Raw genomic sequence first — 18356 nt, forward strand, 5'->3', positions numbered from 1 at the left:
AGGACTTTATAAATCATCTTTTAATCGTTGTATATATTTTACCAATTTCGATTTCGCCATCGTGTCTAGTTTAGCATTTTGATGTACTATTATATAGCTATTCATAGGCATTTCTCCACTTTCTACTTGTTTAATAATAGACCGTAACTTACTTCTCTTTCTCCTATCAGAATAATTACTCCACTCATTAAAATTCAGTTCTGCTTTTCCTTTTTTAATATGGTTTTCTAAAAACCAAGCTGCTGGCTGAATTTTACTATACCAAGGATAAGTAGTGTTATTACTGTGACAATCATAGCAGGACACCTTGAGTTGATTCTCAATATCTAACGGTACTTTATTAACCATCATAAAATCAGTTTCAAGTGTCGTATAGCTTTCATTTTCATCCACCGGAAAAAATTGAATAACGATTAACGCAATAAGCGCTACCCAAGCTATGATTTTTAGAAATTTCATTTAGTTTATTTCTCTCTGTACTTTACCACATCTCAACATTGAACTACCGTAATACGGATTTAAAACATTTTCTTCTTTGCTCAACCAAGCTGTACCACCATCATACATAGGGCAATATTGCTCGTACAGTTTTGTTGCTGTTCCTGTTATTGCTACCATATCTGTAATGTCTTTACTTAAAACTTTGAAATGCTCGCGTTGATGTTTGATGTCGCTTTCCGAAATGTGCTCTGCGTGTTCTGTTGCATCTTCGATTATGTCATTTAATTCTGATTTTTCATTGTCCGAATAGTTGGATGCATCAAATGCTTTTAGGGATTGAGCCATTGTATTCCCCAATTCCTTTGCTTTACCATTGTCATCGTTTACAAGCGCATCTTTTAAGTTGAAATAATCATTCAGGATTGCTGCTGCTTTTGCATCCTTATTGTCACTCATTGCCATATCGTCCTTGTCATTGATAGATTCTTGGTGCATCTCATTACTCATCGGCGCAGCAGCCTCTTCTTTGTTTCCGTCTTTACAGGAAACTGTTAAAATCATTGTGGCAGCCAGTGCCATTTTACCTATTGTTCTTTTTACTGTTTTCATTTTGTATTGTATTTAGGTTAATAATTATTTTTTTAAAATCTAAATGATAGTCCACCACCTGCGCCAAAACGATTATCATAGCTTCCCATTATTGAAAAGTCTCGACTTAACACATATTCAAGTCCTACTTGCCAAGTAGTTTCTTCTTCAAAGTTGGTTCCTTCCTCAAAATCCGTAATCCAACCAAAATCCATCTGATATTCATATTCTCCGTAAAGGGCAATATGTCTGGTAATCATAGTTGAAGTTGCAAATGATATCGTAGGTCTTAATTTGTTATCTATTCTTAAATCCGAATCGATAAGCATAGGCAACAAGTACCGTATTCCAACAACACCTGTTGTAGAAATCTCATCTAGACTGTCTTCCATTTCATTTTCTACATTTATTCCACCAAACACTCGGAAATAACTGTTAAGCCAACGCTCATAAGTAAACTCAGCTTCAATATTTTCATTCCATCCATATTCTCCACGTAGAGTAAATTGATTGCGAATGTTCGTAGCGGTATAATATAGTTCGGTAAGATGACTAGCTCCAGTCACCTCTCCCCAGGTCCATAAATGATTTGCTTCAGTAGTAAGGGTGGATAGTGGATGATTTTTTAATCTTTCATCTCGAGGCGTATCATAACTAAATACCCTACCCATACCGCTATTAATGTGATACAGAACGTGACAATGAAAAAACCAATCGCCATACTCGACGGCATCAAACTCTATGACCACTTTTTGCATAGGTGCAACGTTAACAGTATGTTTAAAAGGCGAGTATTCTCCATTTTCATTGAGAACTCTAAAAAAATGACCGTGTAAGTGCATAGGATGGTGCATCATCGTTAGGTTATTGAGCGTTATACGAACTACTTCGCCCTTTTCAATTTTAATCTTGTCAGTTTCAGAAAGTGGTACACCATTAATAGACCATACGTAGCGATTCATATTTCCTGTTAGATTAAATAGCATTTCCTTTACAGGCTTATCACTTTTAAATTGAGTAGGTTGTTTTGCTTTGAGATAGTTATAATTAAACTCTGGATTGCTACCAGTCTTCATATTGCTACCTATTACCTTTTCCTGCGGCACCATGTAGCCCATTTTCATTCCGCCCATTTTGTCGCCACCATCCATCTTCATCTTGTCGTCCATTGCCATACTATCTTTTTTCATATCCATAGCACCGTGATCCATCTTCATTTCATCTTTTTTCATAGACTGCATTCTATCCATCTTCATTGCGTACTTTTTCATAATCGCAATAGAGTCATTACGAGACGGATTAAACTTGGCTGCTGGCGCTCCCATTTTCATATCCATTTCCATCATTTTTTGCATCATTTTAATAAGGCCTGGCTTTGGAACTTCAGGTGCAGCAATAATATTTCCTGTTCCTAACAAAGCAGATGCTTTTCCAGAACCATCTTGTGACGTAGCAAGAATTTCAAGTTTGCCGCTATCTGGAATCGTCACTATAAAATCATAAGTTTCTGCAACACCTAAGAGTGTTTTGTTCATTTTAATTGGAACGACATCTATACCATCTGATGCGACTAGTAATGGGTCTTCTCCTGCAAACGTGAGCCAGAAGTAACTAGCAGCTGCCGCATTTACAAATCGTACTCTAACCTTTTCTCCAGGATTAAATTCAGGATAATCATTTGTAGGTTGACCATTGATTAAAAAATTGTCGTAGTAATTATCTAGAATAGCCATATCTGGCATTCTGTTCCACATCATTTTTAGTTTAGCACCAGTTGCTCCACGAGCAATTACTTTATCCCAACTTTGGATTTGATTTTTTTTGATTAAGTACCATTCATTACCTCTTTTTAGATTACGCAATTGTGTTTTAGGGTTTTCATCCATCCAGTCTGAGAGTACCAGAACAAGATCTTTGTCATATTCTAAATCTGTTTGTTTTGGATTAATTTGAATGCTTCCGTAAACGCCACGTTGTTCTTGTAAACCTGTGTGAGAGTGATACCAGTATGTTCCGGATTGTTTAAGAGCAAACTTATATTGAAAGGTCTCGCCTGGTTGTATAGGTGGCGTAGTAAGGTAAGGCACACCATCATAATAATTAGGCAGAATAAGGCCGTGCCAGTGTACCGATGTTTCAACATCCATTTGATTCGTCACATTAATAATGGCAAATTCACCTTCATTAAATTCTAAATTAGGACCTGGAATACCACCGTTTATTACCATTGCCTTCACGTCTTTACCCGTAATATTTACAGTTTTATAATCTATAGTTAAATTGTAGATACGTTCTGGCCAGTTGTCTATGTTTTCCTCACTATTGTTAGCCACAAAAGAATAATTTGATGTTTGAGCCACTGCCATAATTGACATAAAGAGCGCTGTAATTAATATGATTTTTCCTTTCATAGTTTTCTTAACTTTTTTAATTCGTAAAGTTAGAAATGTTAAAATCGTTTGATTTACGATATTTTGGATGATGTTTATTAAATTTTGTCTAATGATTTCCTAAAATTCTTGTTCATATTTTTATACTCAGTTAAACTTTTTCCAGTATGTTTTTTGAACTGTGCACTCAGATTTCCAACGCTCGAATATCCTATGAGCTGGCTTATCTCTGTAAAATTGTATTGATTGGATTGAATTAGTTCCTTCACTTTTTCAATCTTAAGATTGATGAAATACTGTTCAATGGTTTTTCCAGTGGTATAAGAAAACACTTTTGATATTTTACTGTAATCAGTATTAAGAATATCTGATAGATATTTTGAAAATACCTTGTTATCCTTAATAGGTAAGTCGTTCAATAGTTCTATGAGTTTATGCTTTATGTTTTCAGTTAAAATATCTTCCTGAGAAACTATAATTTCAAAATCATTTTGTTCTAGAACCTCATTTATAATTTTTAAATCCTTATTACCATTCTCTCGATAAGACATTTTACCTAGTTCAACATTTAGTATGTCGATACCATTTTCTTGCAACTCCGTGCGAACAACTTTTACGCAACGGCTACAGACCATATTTTTTATATATAAATTTTTCATTTTAGTTAGTCAAATAATTAATGATGGCTTGTTGAGTTAAATACGTCCGAACCGATTCTATCTGATTCATCTGAAATCTTAATTGCAGTTCCTGTATATCGAGCACATCGTTAAAATCTATCGTTCCCGTTTCATAATTCTTGATTAGAATTTGCTCGGCATCTTTGGCCTGCTTTAAATTCTTACTCTGAGTATTAAATTTAATTCGGGCCTGATTGCGTTGGGATATCGCTTTCGCGAAAGCGGATTCCAAAACATTCAATCGTTGCTCTTTTTGAGTTTCGATTTCCTGTTGGCGTAGCTCATTTTGCCTTGAAATGGACTTGTACCTATTGTTAAAAATGGGAATGGAAACCGAAACCATAGGCATCAATACATCTTTTCCATTGTCTATAGGGTTCATATCGGTACGCTCGCTTACCGGTAGATAATCCACACCAAAGCCAACCATAGGTAGGCTCTCGCGTTGATTGAGCAATTCTGATTGTGCTACGGATTCGTACAATTTATCGTACTTGAGCAGTTCAGGATTGAGCGATAGTGCGTCTGTTCCGTATATGGGGTCATCCTCTGGAATTTCCATTATTGCAACTATTTCAACCGTGCTATTTTCATCCCGATTTAGAAGATTATTGAAGGTTGTTTGTTCTGCGCCAAATTCCTCTTCCAATACCTCTCTTTGCTGCTGTAATTCATTTTGACGAATCTGTAATCGCAATACATCTACGGCAGATGCCTTGCCCACTTCTACCGAAGTCAGTGCAAGACGCTCATAAGTTTTTAATAGTTGGATGTTCTCGTCGAGTACCTTTTGCTTTGCTCTTGTTTCATACAACCTGTAATAGGATTGCGCTACTGATAGCGCCAATTTTCGTTTGGCGATTGTGATTTCCACGTATTCAGCTTCGGCCATTGAAGTCGCATAATTTTCACGTGCGGTAACGGTACCAAACCAGGGCAACATCTGTTTTACGCCTATCCGTGCTCGTTGTGCGCCCACCCTTGTTTCTGGCTCACTTACAAAATAGCCTGCGCTTACTTCAGTATTGGGTAACCAGTTTGCTTCATTGACCTTTTCTTCGGCAATATTGTAGCGCAATTCAAAAGCCTGAATCTCTGGATTATTATTTTCTGCTTCATCAATATAGGATTGTAATTGTTGCGCTTTCGCGAAAGCGGAAATAAACAAAAGACAGATTATGATTTTTATATTTTTCATTTGTTTGCTCTTTTAAGTTGGTATTCTTTTTTCCAGCTATATAGAACTGGTAAAAGGAAATAAGATGTGACGTCGATTATCATTCCGCCAAAAATGGGGATGGCCATCGGTATCATAATGTCGCTTCCTTTTCCTGTAGATGTGAGTACTGGCAACAATGCCAAAACTGTGGTCACGGTGGTCATCAAGCAAGGACGTATTCTTTTTCCTGCGGCTTCTAATGTGGCGAGACGTATGCCTTTTTTACTGTCTGGCTCGTTGCTTTTAAATGATTGGTCTAAATAGGTTGCCATTACCACACCATCATCAGTCGCAATACCGAAAAGGGCAATAAAACCGACCCACACGGCCACACTTAAATTGATGGTTTTCATATTGAACAAGTCCCGTAGGTTCTCGCCAAAAAAGCTGAAATTGAAAAACCAATCTTGACCGTATAACCAAATCATTATAAAGCCACCTGCAAAGGCTACGGCGATTGCTGTAAAAACCATAAGCGACGTAGAAACCGACTTGAACTGGAAATACAAAATCAAGAAAATGACCAGCAAACAAAGTGGCACAACCACCGATAACGTTTTTTCTGCCCGTAATTGATTTTCGTACGTTCCTGTAAATCGGTAACTGATGCCTTGTGGCACGACCAAATCGCCATTATCGATTTTCTGTTGAATGAGTGCTTGTGCATTTTCCACCACATCGACTTCGGCAAAGTCATCAAGCTTATCAAACAGCACGTAGCCAATCAAGAAGGTGTCTTCACTTTTAATGACCTGTGGACCTTGCTCATATCGTATATCTACCAATTCGCCCAAAGGCACCGGACTTCCAGTTGATACAGGAACATAGATACTTTTTAAGTCTTCTGGATTTGCACGCAATTCCCGTGGATAGCGTACACGCACACCATAGCGCTCACGGCCTTCTACGGTTTGGGTAAGTGGCATACCGCCCACAGCAACCTGAAGCACTTCCTGAACATACATAATAGAGATTCCGTAGCGTGCCAGCTGGTCTCGTTTAATATCAATCAGCAAATAAGGTTTACCCACAATTCGGTCTGCAAAAACGGCTTGTTCTTTTACACCTTCGGCTTGCTTTAAAATATCTTCCAATTGCAGTCCAAAGTTTTCTATGGTTTTTAAATCTGGCCCTTTCACTTTTATTCCCATAGGTGCACGCATTCCTGTTTGTAGCATCACGAGTCGCGTCTCGATGGGTTGTAGCTTGGGCGCAGAAGTCACGCCTGGGAATTTGGTCACTTTTACGATTTCATTCCAGATATCATCGGGACTGCTTATTTCTGGTCGCCAGTTTCGATAATATTCCCCATCGTTATCTTTAATCAAATCATTTCGTGTTGCACTTGTTTTGAGTTGTGACGCTTCATAATTTGCATCATCATCGATTTCATTATTGGGGTTAATAATGAACTTGTCATTTTTCAGAACAAATAGACCATCATCGTTCACACGGTAGCGTTGTCTCTCGCCATTCTCATTTCGCATATATTCAGACTTATACTGAATGACATTTTCATACATCGAGAGTGGTGCAGGGTCGAGGGCAGATTCTGTCCTTCCTGCTTTTCCCACAACAGTTTCAATTTCAGGGATGCTTGCCACGGCCATATCCAGCTGTTGCAAGACACGCTTGTTCTCTTCGACACCAGCGTGTGGTAAGGATGTAGGCATTAATAAGAATGAACCTTCATTAAGTGCTGGCATAAATTCCTTCCCTGTGTTACGCATTATGACCACACCTAAAATCAGCACCGTGGTTGGAACAATTAAAAACAGGTATCGGTTTTGCAGTGCCCAGCGTAAAATGCTGTCATAGTATCTTCGGAAAACTGTAAACACACCAAGCAGTCCAAAGCAGATAATCGCTACAAAAATCAAATTCATTAGAATGCTGCGGTCAAAGCCAAGTGGTCGCCAGTATTCGGCTAACAGCACGACGATAGCAATACAGGAAATGATGATATTTACTACATTTTGATTGATGTTGAGCCTGTAGCCAGCAATGGTATGGTTGTATTCCTTTTTCGCTTTAAGCGAAAAGAATAAACCACTACATCCAAAAGCTATCAAAATCAACCCAAGCCAGTAACCAAATACAAGTGCAGTGATGCCGAGTGCGATTAAAAGACCATTCAAAAGCAGTTTAGATCGCTGGCGAACGTTTGTTTTTCTGAAAAGGAAAGCGGCAAATGGCGGTATTAAAAACAGCGCGATTACAAGCGATGCAGAAAGTGCCATTGTCTTTGTAAAAGCCAATGGTCTGAAGAGTTTCCCTTCGGCACCTATCATCGTAAACACAGGTAGGAAACTGATAATCGTCGTGAGCACAGCGGTTAAAATTGCCCCAGAGACTTCCGCAGTAGCGTTGTAGATGATTTCGTTTGTAGTGTATTCTATTCCGCTTTCGCGAAAGCGTAATTTTTTATCTTCCAGATGCCGAATCATATTTTCGGCGAGTATGACGCCCACGTCCACCATTGTACCGATAGCAATGGCAATTCCTGACAAGGCAACAATGTTAGCATCTACATTAAAGAGCTTCATTGTTATGAAAACCATTAAAACGGCAACAGGCAACAAGCCAGAAATTAAAATGGATGCACGTAGGTTAAACACCATTACAATGATGACCAAAATAGTTATCAGGATTTCAAGTGTAAGGGCTTCATTGAGCGTGTGAAGTGTTTCCTGAATAAGTTGCGTGCGGTCGTAAAAGGGAACGATAGTTACTTGTGAAGTACGACCATCTGCCAAGGTTTTTGTGGGTAGTCCGGATGATAATTCGGCTATTTGATCTTTTACATTATTGATGACTTCCAATGGGTTAGCACCGTAACGGGCTACCACGACACCGCCTACCACTTCGGCACCTTCTTTATCCAAAATACCACGTCGCGTTTGTGGTCCCAGATGAACATTTGCAATGTCTTTGATTCGTATAGAAGTAAAATTTTCAGAAGCGACCACCGCGTTTTCAATGTCTGCGACTGATTTCACATACCCCAAGCCACGAACCAGGTATTCGGCTTGATTAATTTCCAACGTCTGTGCACCGATGTCTTGATTGCTTTCCTTAACCGCTTTTACAATTTCACTTAAGCCGATGTTGTACTGCCGCATTTTTTCAGGGTCAACATCCACTTGGTATTCTTGAACATACCCACCAATGGATGCCACTTCGGAAACACCGCTTGCCGAAGACAAACCATATTTTACGTAGTAATCCTGTATGCTTCGTAATTCCTGTAGATCCCAACCGCCAGTTACGTTGCCATCTTTATCACGACCTTCCAGCGTGTACCAAAAAATTTGACCTAATCCCGTAGCATCCGGACCCAATGCAGGGTTTACACCATCGGGCAATAAGTTTGCGGGAAGGGAATTGAGTTTTTCGAGAATACGGCTACGTGACCAATAGAATTCTACATCTTCTTCAAAAATGATATAGATACTTGAAAAACCGAACATTGAAGAGCTTCGGATGGTCTTGACCCCAGGAATTCCCAACAATGAAGTTGTAAGTGGATAGGTAATCTGGTCTTCGATATCCTGCGGTGAACGCCCTTGCCACTTTGTGAAAACGATTTGCTGGTTTTCGCCAATATCTGGTATGGCATCCACTGCTACAGGATCAGTCGGTAAAATACCTGTTTCCCAATTGAAGGGTGCGTTGACAATGCCCCAACCTACAAATAGGGCAAGAAAAAGAACAGCAACAAGTTTATTTTCTATGAGAAATTTAATCGCCTTATTAAGCATACGATATGATTATTAAACAGTTATAGAAATATGCTTTTGTTTGCTCTCAGTAAAGATGAGAACCAACAAAATTTGCCCAAAACGAATGTATCGCTGGGCTTTTCCAGTTGCAATTAGATTGCTACTGGTACTGTTTAATAAATCAAATTAAGAATGTCTGGTGCAATACCTGTAAATCCTGCCTTATAAAAGGTGGCTGGTGATTTGCAAAGGAAACTTCTGTGGATTGAGTTCCTTGAAATAAATTGATGTATGTGTAAGTAAATGAGGCGACAAATATTTGTTGCTCGTAAGAAAGTTGGGTGAAATTTTGTTTGAGGTCATCTTGGCCTTCGATGATAATTTGTTGATCTGAGCAACAAGATTTCTCAGACAGCATTGGATTCTCACAACTTTTAGCTGGTTGGGCATTCTCCATTCCGCAGGTTTTTAACTGCTGCACAAATGAATAATCAACAAGTGTCTCTCCGCAAAAATGCATTTCAACAGCAAACGACATCGTAGTCATAAGGACTACGGCTGCCATAAAAAGCGCCATTGATTTGTTGAAGAGTGATTTCATTTGATACAAAAATACAGAAAATTCATTTGGATAATTACCGTATGAAGTATTTTACACTCTTAGCTACTTCATTATATGCAACTCCAAAGCGTTAAGAATAGCCGGCAACGTCAGACCTATGTTTGCAGAAACGGCTTCCAAAATTAGTAGCTATAACACCAGCCCTAAAAACGAAAAAAACCTACCGATGAGGACATCATTAACGAACTGGTAAAAATGGGTCGCACAGAAAATATTGGTCGATCTACCTTTCGTGATCTAGGTGTGAAAGTGGCGCTAGGTTGGGAAACAATTATCGGTAAATATCGTGTGACCAGGACGAGTGTGTTTAGGTATCGGTATGAGATTGAAAGGATATAGGTTTGTGTGGATCTTTTGGTATTGAGATGGACTGTTTAGTTTGTTTTAAAACCTGATGAATCATTAATATTCCAAACATCCATATAAGACCAGTTTGAAGCTCTTGATAGCCGATAAGATCTTCAATCTGGTTTTCTTCAGTTAGGTCTATATGTGTTATGAGTTTCTTAATCTTTTTAGGACTAATCAAGTTGGGCTGATAGCCTTCTTTTCCCAAAGCCATTTTAAACTCTTCGGCGGTTCGTTCATAATTCTTGTTGTGAAGTACTTCCGAGAGCATTTCTTTTTTCGCTGCTTGCATTCGGCCCCATTTTCCTTCTCCTTGCCAGTACTCTAAAATTTTATAGGTTTCTAAAAGTGTGAAACTTCTACGTCCCACCAAATCATTTTCAATGAAGTATGTAGAGAAGCGTTCATTGAAAGTAGTACGCGAATGAAGTCCGGTAATCTGGTAGAGCATTTTTTTAGGAATACGCTCTGGAAATAAGGGTTGGAAACCAGCAATTATTTGCTCGTTTTTAATTTCTTCGGAAGGAGTTTCCCATAAGTCAATAATCGAACTATAATGAGAAATGTAGATCATAAAACGCCTGAACGATTTAAAATTATAGCTTATCAAACAAGCTGCAATAAACCACCAAGGTACGCTACCATTGTACCTTTCGTGAAATCTATCTATTTTAAAATCTTCTTCTGTCATAGTTAATATATGGTCGCAATCTATTACAGATTGCGACCATTACATTTTTACTTCTTTCCTTTAGAACCAGAATTTCCAGAGTTACCTGAACTTGTTCGAGGTGGATTGTTTCCTCTACCTTTTCCGGATGCGTTTCCTGTTTTACTTGGTCCATTTACTGGTGTGTTTGACTTTGCCATAATTTTGGGTTTTTATATTAATAATGGCTCAAATATATATTGGGTCTTTTGAGTGTATTGTAAACTTTGGACGATAGGGTTTTATGCTATTTCCTTTAAAAAATAATCTCTCAAAATTTCCTTAAATTTTGGAGAGTTTATACCATTCGCTTTCTCCAATATTTTCTGTTTATTAAAATATTCGATACCATACTTTTTCGTTTTGACCTTAGCGTTTGCAAGTTTTTTTTCGGCGGCTTCTGTAAAACCACCAGTACTCCAGATCTCAAACGTGAGTGATTTTTCTGGATAAACATTCATAGCCCATTTTCTTATAATCACAATTTTATTAGAAATATAGTCCTCGATATAATCTATATCAACTGGGTAATTATAGCCTTTACATTCAACGATTTTTACTTCATTTTCAAAAACTGCCAATACATCTATTTCCTTTGATTGGTTGGTTTCTTGTAATGTCACTCTTTTGCTTATATCTAAATTACGGCAATACTTACTATAGTAATATCCAACAGCAAGTTCAAAAAGATCTCCTCTTAAATTGTTGGTTTTTCCATCTACTAGTTTGGTCAATTTCTCCATCAAATTGATGTATTGTTCTGGATCTTTTTTTAGAATAGCTCCAGCATTAGTTACTATATTGATTAGAGATTTTAATAATTCACTATATTCATTTCCAAACAGTTCCCTTATGGAAGCTATCAGCACACCATTACTTTTTAGCTTATTAAGAGCCTTGGTCTTTATACCATCAACAATTATCACAGGAAAAAGATCTAGAACTGGATTTGAAGCTTTTATAGCTGCTATTTTTCTTAGAAAGAAACTAACCGTTTCTTCATTGGTATCATTACCTAACAAAATGTCTGCAATTAAAAAGCCTGGGTTTTTGACATTACCCTTGTATCTGGTTAGTCCATCAATATATGTTGGTGCCGAAAATGCAAATTGAAAACCACCAACAACATTATTATTTTTACCCTTTTTAAAGGATGTCAAGCCTATGTTTTTACTCCATATTTCAAATCTCTGTAAAACAATAGCTTTAGAAAGTTCAATTGCTTTTATATGACTTAAATTAGGATTATGTTTTCCACCAAGCAGCGCATTTAAGCCTAAAGTTTCGTCATCATATTTTCTAACAAAATCATTTTTCAAGAGAAGCTCAATAAGAGTGTCAAATTTCATATGACCATCAATGCGACTTATTGGACTTATAGAATAATTTGCTAATTCCTTCATATTTACAAGCCCGTGATGAAATTTTATCGCCGTGATTATAGCACCTATTCTTTTAGCATCAGACATTATAGCTGCTAGTAAACCATCGTAATATTCTTCGGTCTGATAGTCATCGGAGTGATAAATGAAAGACTTTTTATCACTAAAAATACCTTTCAATTTATGAATTGGACTTTTAAAACGTTCGATTCTCTTTCTAGCCGCTTCCTCAGTAATACCGTACTTTTTTGACATTATACGAGATAAATCTCCCGATAATATTCCGCCGTTTTTTCTAATATGTGTTACTATTTTTGTCACACCACGCTATTTATATAATACTAACTGTCTTCAGCCTTGTCATTTTTTTTTATTTCAATGACGTCCCAAATATTTCGGTCGATTTCTTTTAAGTTTTTGTCAAATCTTGATTTCTCGACCGCAAAAGCTAATAAATGGGTTGGCCTCGAAAACCCAACATACATCATCTTTAAAGTTTGATTTAGTTTAGCGGTGGCGGCCACGGTTAATCCTTTTGATGATACATCAATAGGAACACCGAAAAATTGGTCTTTAACTCTTTCGGATTCATACTTTCCATTCCAAAAAGTTTCTAGATAAAGACTTGCAGTATGAGTTTGCCCCTTAATATTATGTACCGTACCAACTTTGATTTGAAAACCATCGTGATCATAATAGTTTTTAAATTCGTTTAGTTCTTCTTCATCTTTATGAACTGAAGGTGTAGTGATAAATGTATTGGAATTGTTAATTTCAGATCCAAACCAAGAAAGTAGATTTGGTATGAAATCTCTTATTTCAGCTAGAGTATCATTTATGTTTGATTCAGCAAGATAAATACTCCAATTGTAAATTTTATTCTTAAAACCATCATATTCATTGAGGTGCATCTTTTTGATTGTGTGAATTAGACGGTATGGCGTCATATATCTATTATGTTCATCTTTTAAATTTTCAAGTCGAAAGACTTTAGTTAAACAGCTCAATATAGCAGAACGACCAGTCTTTAGAGAACCATTGTGTTTTGGTAAATAAAGTAAATAGTCTTCTAAAGTTTCAAACTCTAATTTACTTTTGGATGTATTACTTTTTAAGCTTGGGAGATAGGTGTTTAGACAAAGCTTATGGTCTTTATCTGTCTCTTTCCGCCATCCAAAAGCGTGGTAGTTTTGTGTAGAGATTGGTAGATATCCTTTTTCTTGATATTCACTTATCGTTTTAGAAAATCTAGGTATTACTTGATGAGCCTCTGTGACCTCAAATACGTACATTATTGGCTTTATATCAATTACACTATCGTCATCGTTATTTCCGCGACCTTCGACTTCTGTTGGTGTTGAAGACAAATTTTGTACAATACTAGCAACGCGAGGACTTAATCTATGACTTCCTTTAAAAAACAACTTATCCAATCTTTGATTCCAAATTTTTTCCGTGCTGATGTCTCCAGAGAAAATACATTGATTTAAATCACCCAGGCGTTGCAATTTTGAAGTACAGCTATGACCTGTGAATAATTTTTCTATCAAACTTATTTGGTGCAGCTCCATATCCTGCATTTCATCTACAAATACATACTGGAATCTTTGTTGTATTAATCGATCATAATCCTTTATTTCATCCAATAGCACATCAGCAAGAAAATAAGCGTCATCGTAGCAAAGCATTCCAGTCTCTAAGGTTTTTTCCTTTGTAATCTTTAACCATTCAGTGATCCTCTCAATTTCAAAAGGCGTGAACTTTACTCTTCTTGGATTTGGTGTTTTTACCTCTAGTAACTTGCCATTCATTTTGTGAACCATCACATAACCGCTTTTACTTTTTTGGAAACGGTAATTATATAATACGTTAAAAACGTTGTTGTAATAAATAGCATTATTCTTTTCTTGTCTTGAAAAGCCTTCTTTTCCGTAGTTGAAAAATTTTAATATTGTTTCATTGTAAATATCATTATCAATACGAGCAGGTTTTTGTTTGTATTTTAAAAGGTATGCAGGGATGGCTAAAAATGTGTCAACAAAACTTTGAATGGTACCAACAAAATTGGGATGAGAAAATAACTTAGGGCAAAGATGACCTATTCTATCTTTTATTTCATCTACAGCGGCATTTGTATGTGATATTACTAATATTCCCTTATTATCAAAAAGTGGTAGTTTTTTCTCTAAAATCAATAGCTTGGCGAGTAGAGCTGTAGTTTTTCCACTACCAGGAACAGCTTGAAGATCAATCGTAGTTAAGTTTTTTATAAAATCCGTACGCTCTTCATCAAAAGACCGGCCATTCTTAAGAAGTATTTCTTCCGCATAATTTATATCTTCCTCTCTAATATTAATCATTGCAAGCGTATTTTATGGCATCAATTAGATATTTAATGCTCTGGTCGGTTTCATCAATAGGTAAAACGCTATTTTTTTCAATACTAGCAGCAACCTCATAGGCTATTTGAGTTTTATGTAAACCTTTATTAATTAATTTTTTTCCTAATTCCTGTTCTATATTTCCTTCATCTATTTGTGGGTGTGATTTCTTGAATGCTTGAAAAAAGAGTTTTGATAATGAAGTAGATTTTGAAAGAGCATATTCTAGAGTCCAATCTACGGCGACGAATGTTTTTACATTTTGAAAATTGAATTTCTGGACTATCTCCTCTCTTTTCATTGTAGATCTTTGCTTGATATCGTCTACATCTTCTTTAGTATATGTTTTTACAATTTCACCTTCTTCATTCTTATCAACATCTAACTTATAAGCTCTGACATCGACATCTGTAATTACTGCGACTGGAATATCAATCTTAGTGGTATCATTTTCTCGAAGGTAAATTCTAGAATATTGTTGAAATGCAGTATTGCCAACATTAACAATGGATACACCTGCTTCCGTCAGATTTTTCGAGATATGGCCTTGCTCTTTGAGACGTTGAGCAATTGCCGGAATAAGTATTTCTTCAGACCAACCTTCAACCATAATAATACCATTAGCAAAAAATAAATTTGCCTTTGTAGCATCTAAGAACCTTTCTAAAAATGAGTAGTCTTCTTTTTTTAATTTTGTATGATTTGGGCCTAATGGGAATGCTGAATCGTTTGAGCAAATAATTAGGTTTTCTAATTTGATTTTTGATCCTAAATTGGGGCTATGAGTAGAGAGAATAAGCTGAATTTGTTTTTGCTTTTGTAATGCCTCAATTATTTGCATCTGAGCTTGTGGATGCAAGTGCGCTTCGAGCTCCTCTATAAGACCTAATCTCAATCCTGACCAATCTCTTTTTTGTAGATGAAGCAATTCAGAAGCCATAAAAAGACGATTTAATGTGCCGAGTCCTGGATTTACTTCATCTTTTATAGACAGTTCTAATTTTTCAAGTATTGTCTTGAGATTATTACCTTTTACACCAAAAGCTGACTCCTTAGAATCATCATAAAAGGATTTAATATAACTGTCAATATCTGTTTTAAGTTCTTTACCTTTCAAATCTTCCTTTGGTAAATCTTCATCATCATTGTTTTTGCCTAAAAAGTATTTTTCTACAGAATTATTAAAATCTTTAAAGAGACCTACAAGTAAGTGATCTAAATCCTTATTCTTAAAAGCTTCGTGTGCCTGAAGAATTTGAGTAAGTCTAGAATTTTTTCTCGGCACCAATTCAGATTTCGCATCTCGCAGTGGTCTGAGATATGTGGTTTTGAGGTAATCTTTTGCTTCTGCATTTAACTGAAAGCCTACTGGGTCTATCCCAGCTTTCACATCTGCTGGAAAAATTCTATTACTTACTATATTCCTCCTTACCTCTAGTATTAACCGTAAATAACATCTCTTTTTACCATCAGCATCTTCAATCCATCCCAGCCATTCCGTAAAGTGTTTTGCTTCTTCAATCTCAAGATTCTCAAATACTATTTCTATTCTTAAATGTTCCGTGTTCAAAAAGAAATCGTCTTGGTCTATTTTATACCAATCATAACTGTGTGTTTTTAAAACAATTTTGATAGCATCGATTATTGCAGATTTTCCTGAATCGTTTTTGCCTACTAAGACATTTATGCCTTCTGTAAAATCGAGATTAAGATTTGGTTTTGCCAAATCGATCTTTTCAGAACTACCAAATTTTCTAAAATTCCAAAGCTTTAAATTTTTTAAATACATATGCTATAATTTACTCTCCAAAAATGTAATCATAAACAGATTTGCTGTCCAATGGACCAGCAAGACCATTCATACCTCTAGGCTTTGGCGCTAGTTTAAAAATGTATACCCATTTAGAAGCGATATTTGCTCCTTGTGGCTGCTTCATATTAAGTGTCCCTTTGTCAGAAAAGAAAGCTTCAACTTCATTAGCTTTCATCATCGTTCCTGCATTAATACATTTCCAATGAAGTATTTTTCCATTTCTGACCGAATGTTCTGCTTTGCGACGTTTTTCGTTATTTGTAATGCCTGCGTACCAACCATTAAACCGTGGGTTTTTACTGCCCATAGTATTTTTTACAAACTTGGTTAGTTCGCTTTTAATTGCTCTTGTTTCCATATTTAAGTTACATCTAAGATTTTGAAGTTGAGTTTTTTAGAAAAATAGAGTTCGTCGAAATAACCTTGTAAATAAGGATCTGGAACCAAATAGGCGTCACTTTCACACAGCTCTTTAAATTTTTGTGGATTTTTTAGAAACATTGCGCAAACATCAAGTTCATCTCTAGATAAAAGACGACCGTGAAGGAGTTCTCTAAATTCTAAATAGTCAATAAATTTCTTGAATCTATTATTATATTCTGCACCCAACGTCTTCAGAAATATTTCTAAATCATCTATGCAAACAGACCAAGGGTAAAAGTCTTCGCTGCTTTTTTTGTTAAGTAAAAGACCTAAATCTATTTGTAATGAAGCAAACCTCTCAGACGTAACAACTATTGTAAAGACATCAATGATTTGCGACGTATTTAAAACTTCGCTGTGATTTTTACTCTTTATAGTTATTGCCTCATCATTTAGAATTGCTTGTTCTACCTCAAAACATTGTTCATACCCTTTTTGAATACAATAATCAAAGTCTGACCTTATTCTCTCTGTAGCTTTTTTAGTGTTTCTCCACGGTTCTCTGCTACGAGAGGCTTTACACTCAATTACAAATGCTATTCTGTTTACTATGTATAGCAAATCCTTTTCAGCGGGATTGCTATTAATATAATAGTTGTTGTATGAAGTGACATTTTTTGCTTTACTGAAAAATCTGTCAAATATGTTTTGAGTTTGAGACTCTAAAATAACCTTTCCTCTTCTTAAATTAAGTTGCTCTTTTTCCTTTTCTGTTTCAGTAAGAACTTGATAGAGCAGTTTGTAAACCGCATTAGGTAATTGCTTTTGAAATACATTCAAAAATGTTTTGTTATTAATTTTTATGATTGGTTTATGCTCTAATGGGTTGGGTTGTGAGTAAAATAAGTTATCAAATGAATCATTAATATCTATGGATAATAATTTACAGAAAACATCTACATCCTTCTTATTGAAAGACTTGTAGTAGTCATCTTTTGTAAATAATAAACAGCTGTGCGGATTCTCAAAAAAATCTAGAAAATTATCTTGTAATTCTAAAGGAAGTTGAGACAGACTTTCTTCAAATTTTCCAGCTTGAGCGTTTTGCACAAAATCTTTCATTCTTGGATCAAAGAGAAAACTTTTTGATGCAATGGCTTTTCTTTGATAATCATCCTCTGAAAACTCACAGAGTGCCATTAATGTTTTTAAGTCAATTCCTAGTCTTTCTTTTATTTTATCTTGATAGGGTTTAAATAAGCGAATTACTTTATTAAGTTCTTGTTCTCTATAATCAAGTACACCATTTTGAAAATAATCTTTAAAAGCAAGTTCGTGGATCAGCATTTCTGACCTATCTTCTTTTGATACAGTCGTATCAAATCTTGAATAATCCCACAAATAGAAACTAACAATTTCGAGCAAAATTTCTCCAACTTTTTGAAGTATTTTATCATTCTCTTCGGAATAATAGAAGTCCTCAGATCCTACTTCATCAGAGGAAAGTCTCAGCATAATAAGATAAATTGAATCCTTGTACTTAGACTTGAATTTTTCAGAAAAGCTCAATTGATTTCGTTCTGGATGATGACGCACGAAGTCTGCAAAGAAGCATACAAAGCTTTCTTTGGTATATCTTGAAATTATCTGTTGAATTTCAATTGATTTCTGTTCTATATCGACTCCCTTCATTTGCTC

14 protein-coding genes are annotated in these 18356 nt (G+C 36.0%); all 14 read right to left on the minus strand.

All coding sequences use genetic code 11. From position 1 onward, the window contains the following. Positions 1-6 precede the first annotated feature (6 nt). Positions 7-459 carry a heme-binding domain-containing protein gene (locus EJ995_RS11560; RefSeq protein ID WP_126448550.1) on the minus strand — a complete coding sequence of 151 codons (453 nt, stop codon included), beginning with the start codon at positions 457-459 and terminating at the stop codon, positions 7-9. Further along, on the minus strand, positions 460-1050 hold the full coding sequence (locus EJ995_RS11565; protein WP_126448551.1) for a DUF3347 domain-containing protein: 591 nt from the start codon (positions 1048-1050) through the stop codon (positions 460-462). Between the two features lie 32 nt (positions 1051-1082). Continuing rightward, positions 1083-3440: a multicopper oxidase domain-containing protein gene (locus EJ995_RS11570; protein ID WP_126448552.1), complete on the minus strand. Its 2358-nt coding sequence runs from the start codon at positions 3438-3440 to the stop codon at positions 1083-1085. 77 nt (positions 3441-3517) lie between these two features. Next, positions 3518-3970: a helix-turn-helix domain-containing protein gene (locus tag EJ995_RS11575; RefSeq protein WP_317126804.1), complete on the minus strand. Its 453-nt coding sequence runs from the start codon at positions 3968-3970 to the stop codon at positions 3518-3520. Positions 3971-4079: 109 nt separating this feature from the next. Next, positions 4080-5297 carry a TolC family protein gene (locus EJ995_RS11580; RefSeq protein ID WP_126448553.1) on the minus strand — a complete coding sequence of 406 codons (1218 nt, stop codon included), beginning with the start codon at positions 5295-5297 and terminating at the stop codon, positions 4080-4082. Next, positions 5294-9079 carry an efflux RND transporter permease subunit gene (locus tag EJ995_RS11585; RefSeq protein WP_126448554.1) on the minus strand — a complete coding sequence of 1262 codons (3786 nt, stop codon included), beginning with the start codon at positions 9077-9079 and terminating at the stop codon, positions 5294-5296. Before EJ995_RS11585 ends, EJ995_RS11580 begins: the two co-directional genes overlap by 4 nt. Before the next feature lie 142 nt (positions 9080-9221). After that, positions 9222-9641 (minus strand): HYC_CC_PP family protein, encoded by a 420-nt coding sequence (locus EJ995_RS11590; protein ID WP_241234642.1) that lies wholly within the window; start codon positions 9639-9641, stop codon positions 9222-9224. A 328-nt stretch (positions 9642-9969) separates the two neighbouring features. Continuing rightward, positions 9970-10701, minus strand: a complete 732-nt coding sequence (locus tag EJ995_RS11600) for a hypothetical protein (protein WP_126448555.1) — start codon at positions 10699-10701, stop codon at positions 9970-9972. Between the two features lie 47 nt (positions 10702-10748). After that, the gene (locus EJ995_RS13310) at positions 10749-10880 is read right to left on the minus strand and encodes a hypothetical protein (RefSeq protein WP_257895226.1); all 132 of its coding nucleotides are present in this window, start codon (positions 10878-10880) and stop codon (positions 10749-10751) included. An 81-nt stretch (positions 10881-10961) separates the two neighbouring features. Beyond that, positions 10962-12422: a hypothetical protein gene (locus EJ995_RS11605; RefSeq protein ID WP_126448556.1), complete on the minus strand. Its 1461-nt coding sequence runs from the start codon at positions 12420-12422 to the stop codon at positions 10962-10964. Between the two features lie 20 nt (positions 12423-12442). Next, complete coding sequence (locus EJ995_RS11610; protein ID WP_126448557.1) at positions 12443-14461, minus strand: UvrD-helicase domain-containing protein; 2019 nt, start codon at positions 14459-14461, stop codon at positions 12443-12445. Beyond that, positions 14454-16271: an ATP-dependent nuclease gene (locus EJ995_RS11615; RefSeq protein WP_126448558.1), complete on the minus strand. Its 1818-nt coding sequence runs from the start codon at positions 16269-16271 to the stop codon at positions 14454-14456. The genes EJ995_RS11610 and EJ995_RS11615 overlap by 8 nt, the downstream gene beginning before the upstream one ends. A gap of 10 nt (positions 16272-16281) precedes the next feature. Then, positions 16282-16653 (minus strand): hypothetical protein, encoded by a 372-nt coding sequence (locus EJ995_RS11620; RefSeq protein ID WP_126448559.1) that lies wholly within the window; start codon positions 16651-16653, stop codon positions 16282-16284. A 2-nt stretch (positions 16654-16655) separates the two neighbouring features. Beyond that, the gene (locus EJ995_RS11625; RefSeq protein ID WP_164549913.1) at positions 16656-18350 is read right to left on the minus strand and encodes a hypothetical protein; all 1695 of its coding nucleotides are present in this window, start codon (positions 18348-18350) and stop codon (positions 16656-16658) included. Positions 18351-18356: the final 6 nt, after the last annotated feature.

This window comes from Nonlabens ponticola, assembly GCF_003966335.1.
GTDB lineage: Bacteria > Bacteroidota > Bacteroidia > Flavobacteriales > Flavobacteriaceae > Nonlabens > Nonlabens ponticola.

Coding starts and splice junctions, on each gene's coding strand:
- EJ995_RS11560 (WP_126448550.1), bottom strand. CDS start 459: ATGAAATTTCTAAAAATCATAGCTTGGGTAGCGCTTATTGCGTTAATC.
- EJ995_RS11565 (WP_126448551.1), bottom strand. CDS start 1,050: ATGAAAACAGTAAAAAGAACAATAGGTAAAATGGCACTGGCTGCCACA.
- EJ995_RS11570 (WP_126448552.1), bottom strand. CDS start 3,440: ATGAAAGGAAAAATCATATTAATTACAGCGCTCTTTATGTCAATTATG.
- EJ995_RS11575 (WP_317126804.1), bottom strand. CDS start 3,970: ATGTCTTATCGAGAGAATGGTAATAAGGATTTAAAAATTATAAATGAG.
- EJ995_RS11580 (WP_126448553.1), bottom strand. CDS start 5,297: ATGAAAAATATAAAAATCATAATCTGTCTTTTGTTTATTTCCGCTTTC.
- EJ995_RS11585 (WP_126448554.1), bottom strand. CDS start 9,079: ATGCTTAATAAGGCGATTAAATTTCTCATAGAAAATAAACTTGTTGCT.
- EJ995_RS11590 (WP_241234642.1), bottom strand. CDS start 9,641: ATGAAATCACTCTTCAACAAATCAATGGCGCTTTTTATGGCAGCCGTA.
- EJ995_RS11600 (WP_126448555.1), bottom strand. CDS start 10,701: ATGACAGAAGAAGATTTTAAAATAGATAGATTTCACGAAAGGTACAAT.
- EJ995_RS13310 (WP_257895226.1), bottom strand. CDS start 10,880: ATGGCAAAGTCAAACACACCAGTAAATGGACCAAGTAAAACAGGAAAC.
- EJ995_RS11610 (WP_126448557.1), bottom strand. CDS start 14,461: ATGATTAATATTAGAGAGGAAGATATAAATTATGCGGAAGAAATACTT.
- EJ995_RS11615 (WP_126448558.1), bottom strand. CDS start 16,271: ATGTATTTAAAAAATTTAAAGCTTTGGAATTTTAGAAAATTTGGTAGT.
- EJ995_RS11620 (WP_126448559.1), bottom strand. CDS start 16,653: ATGGAAACAAGAGCAATTAAAAGCGAACTAACCAAGTTTGTAAAAAAT.
- EJ995_RS11625 (WP_164549913.1), bottom strand. CDS start 18,350: ATGAAGGGAGTCGATATAGAACAGAAATCAATTGAAATTCAACAGATA.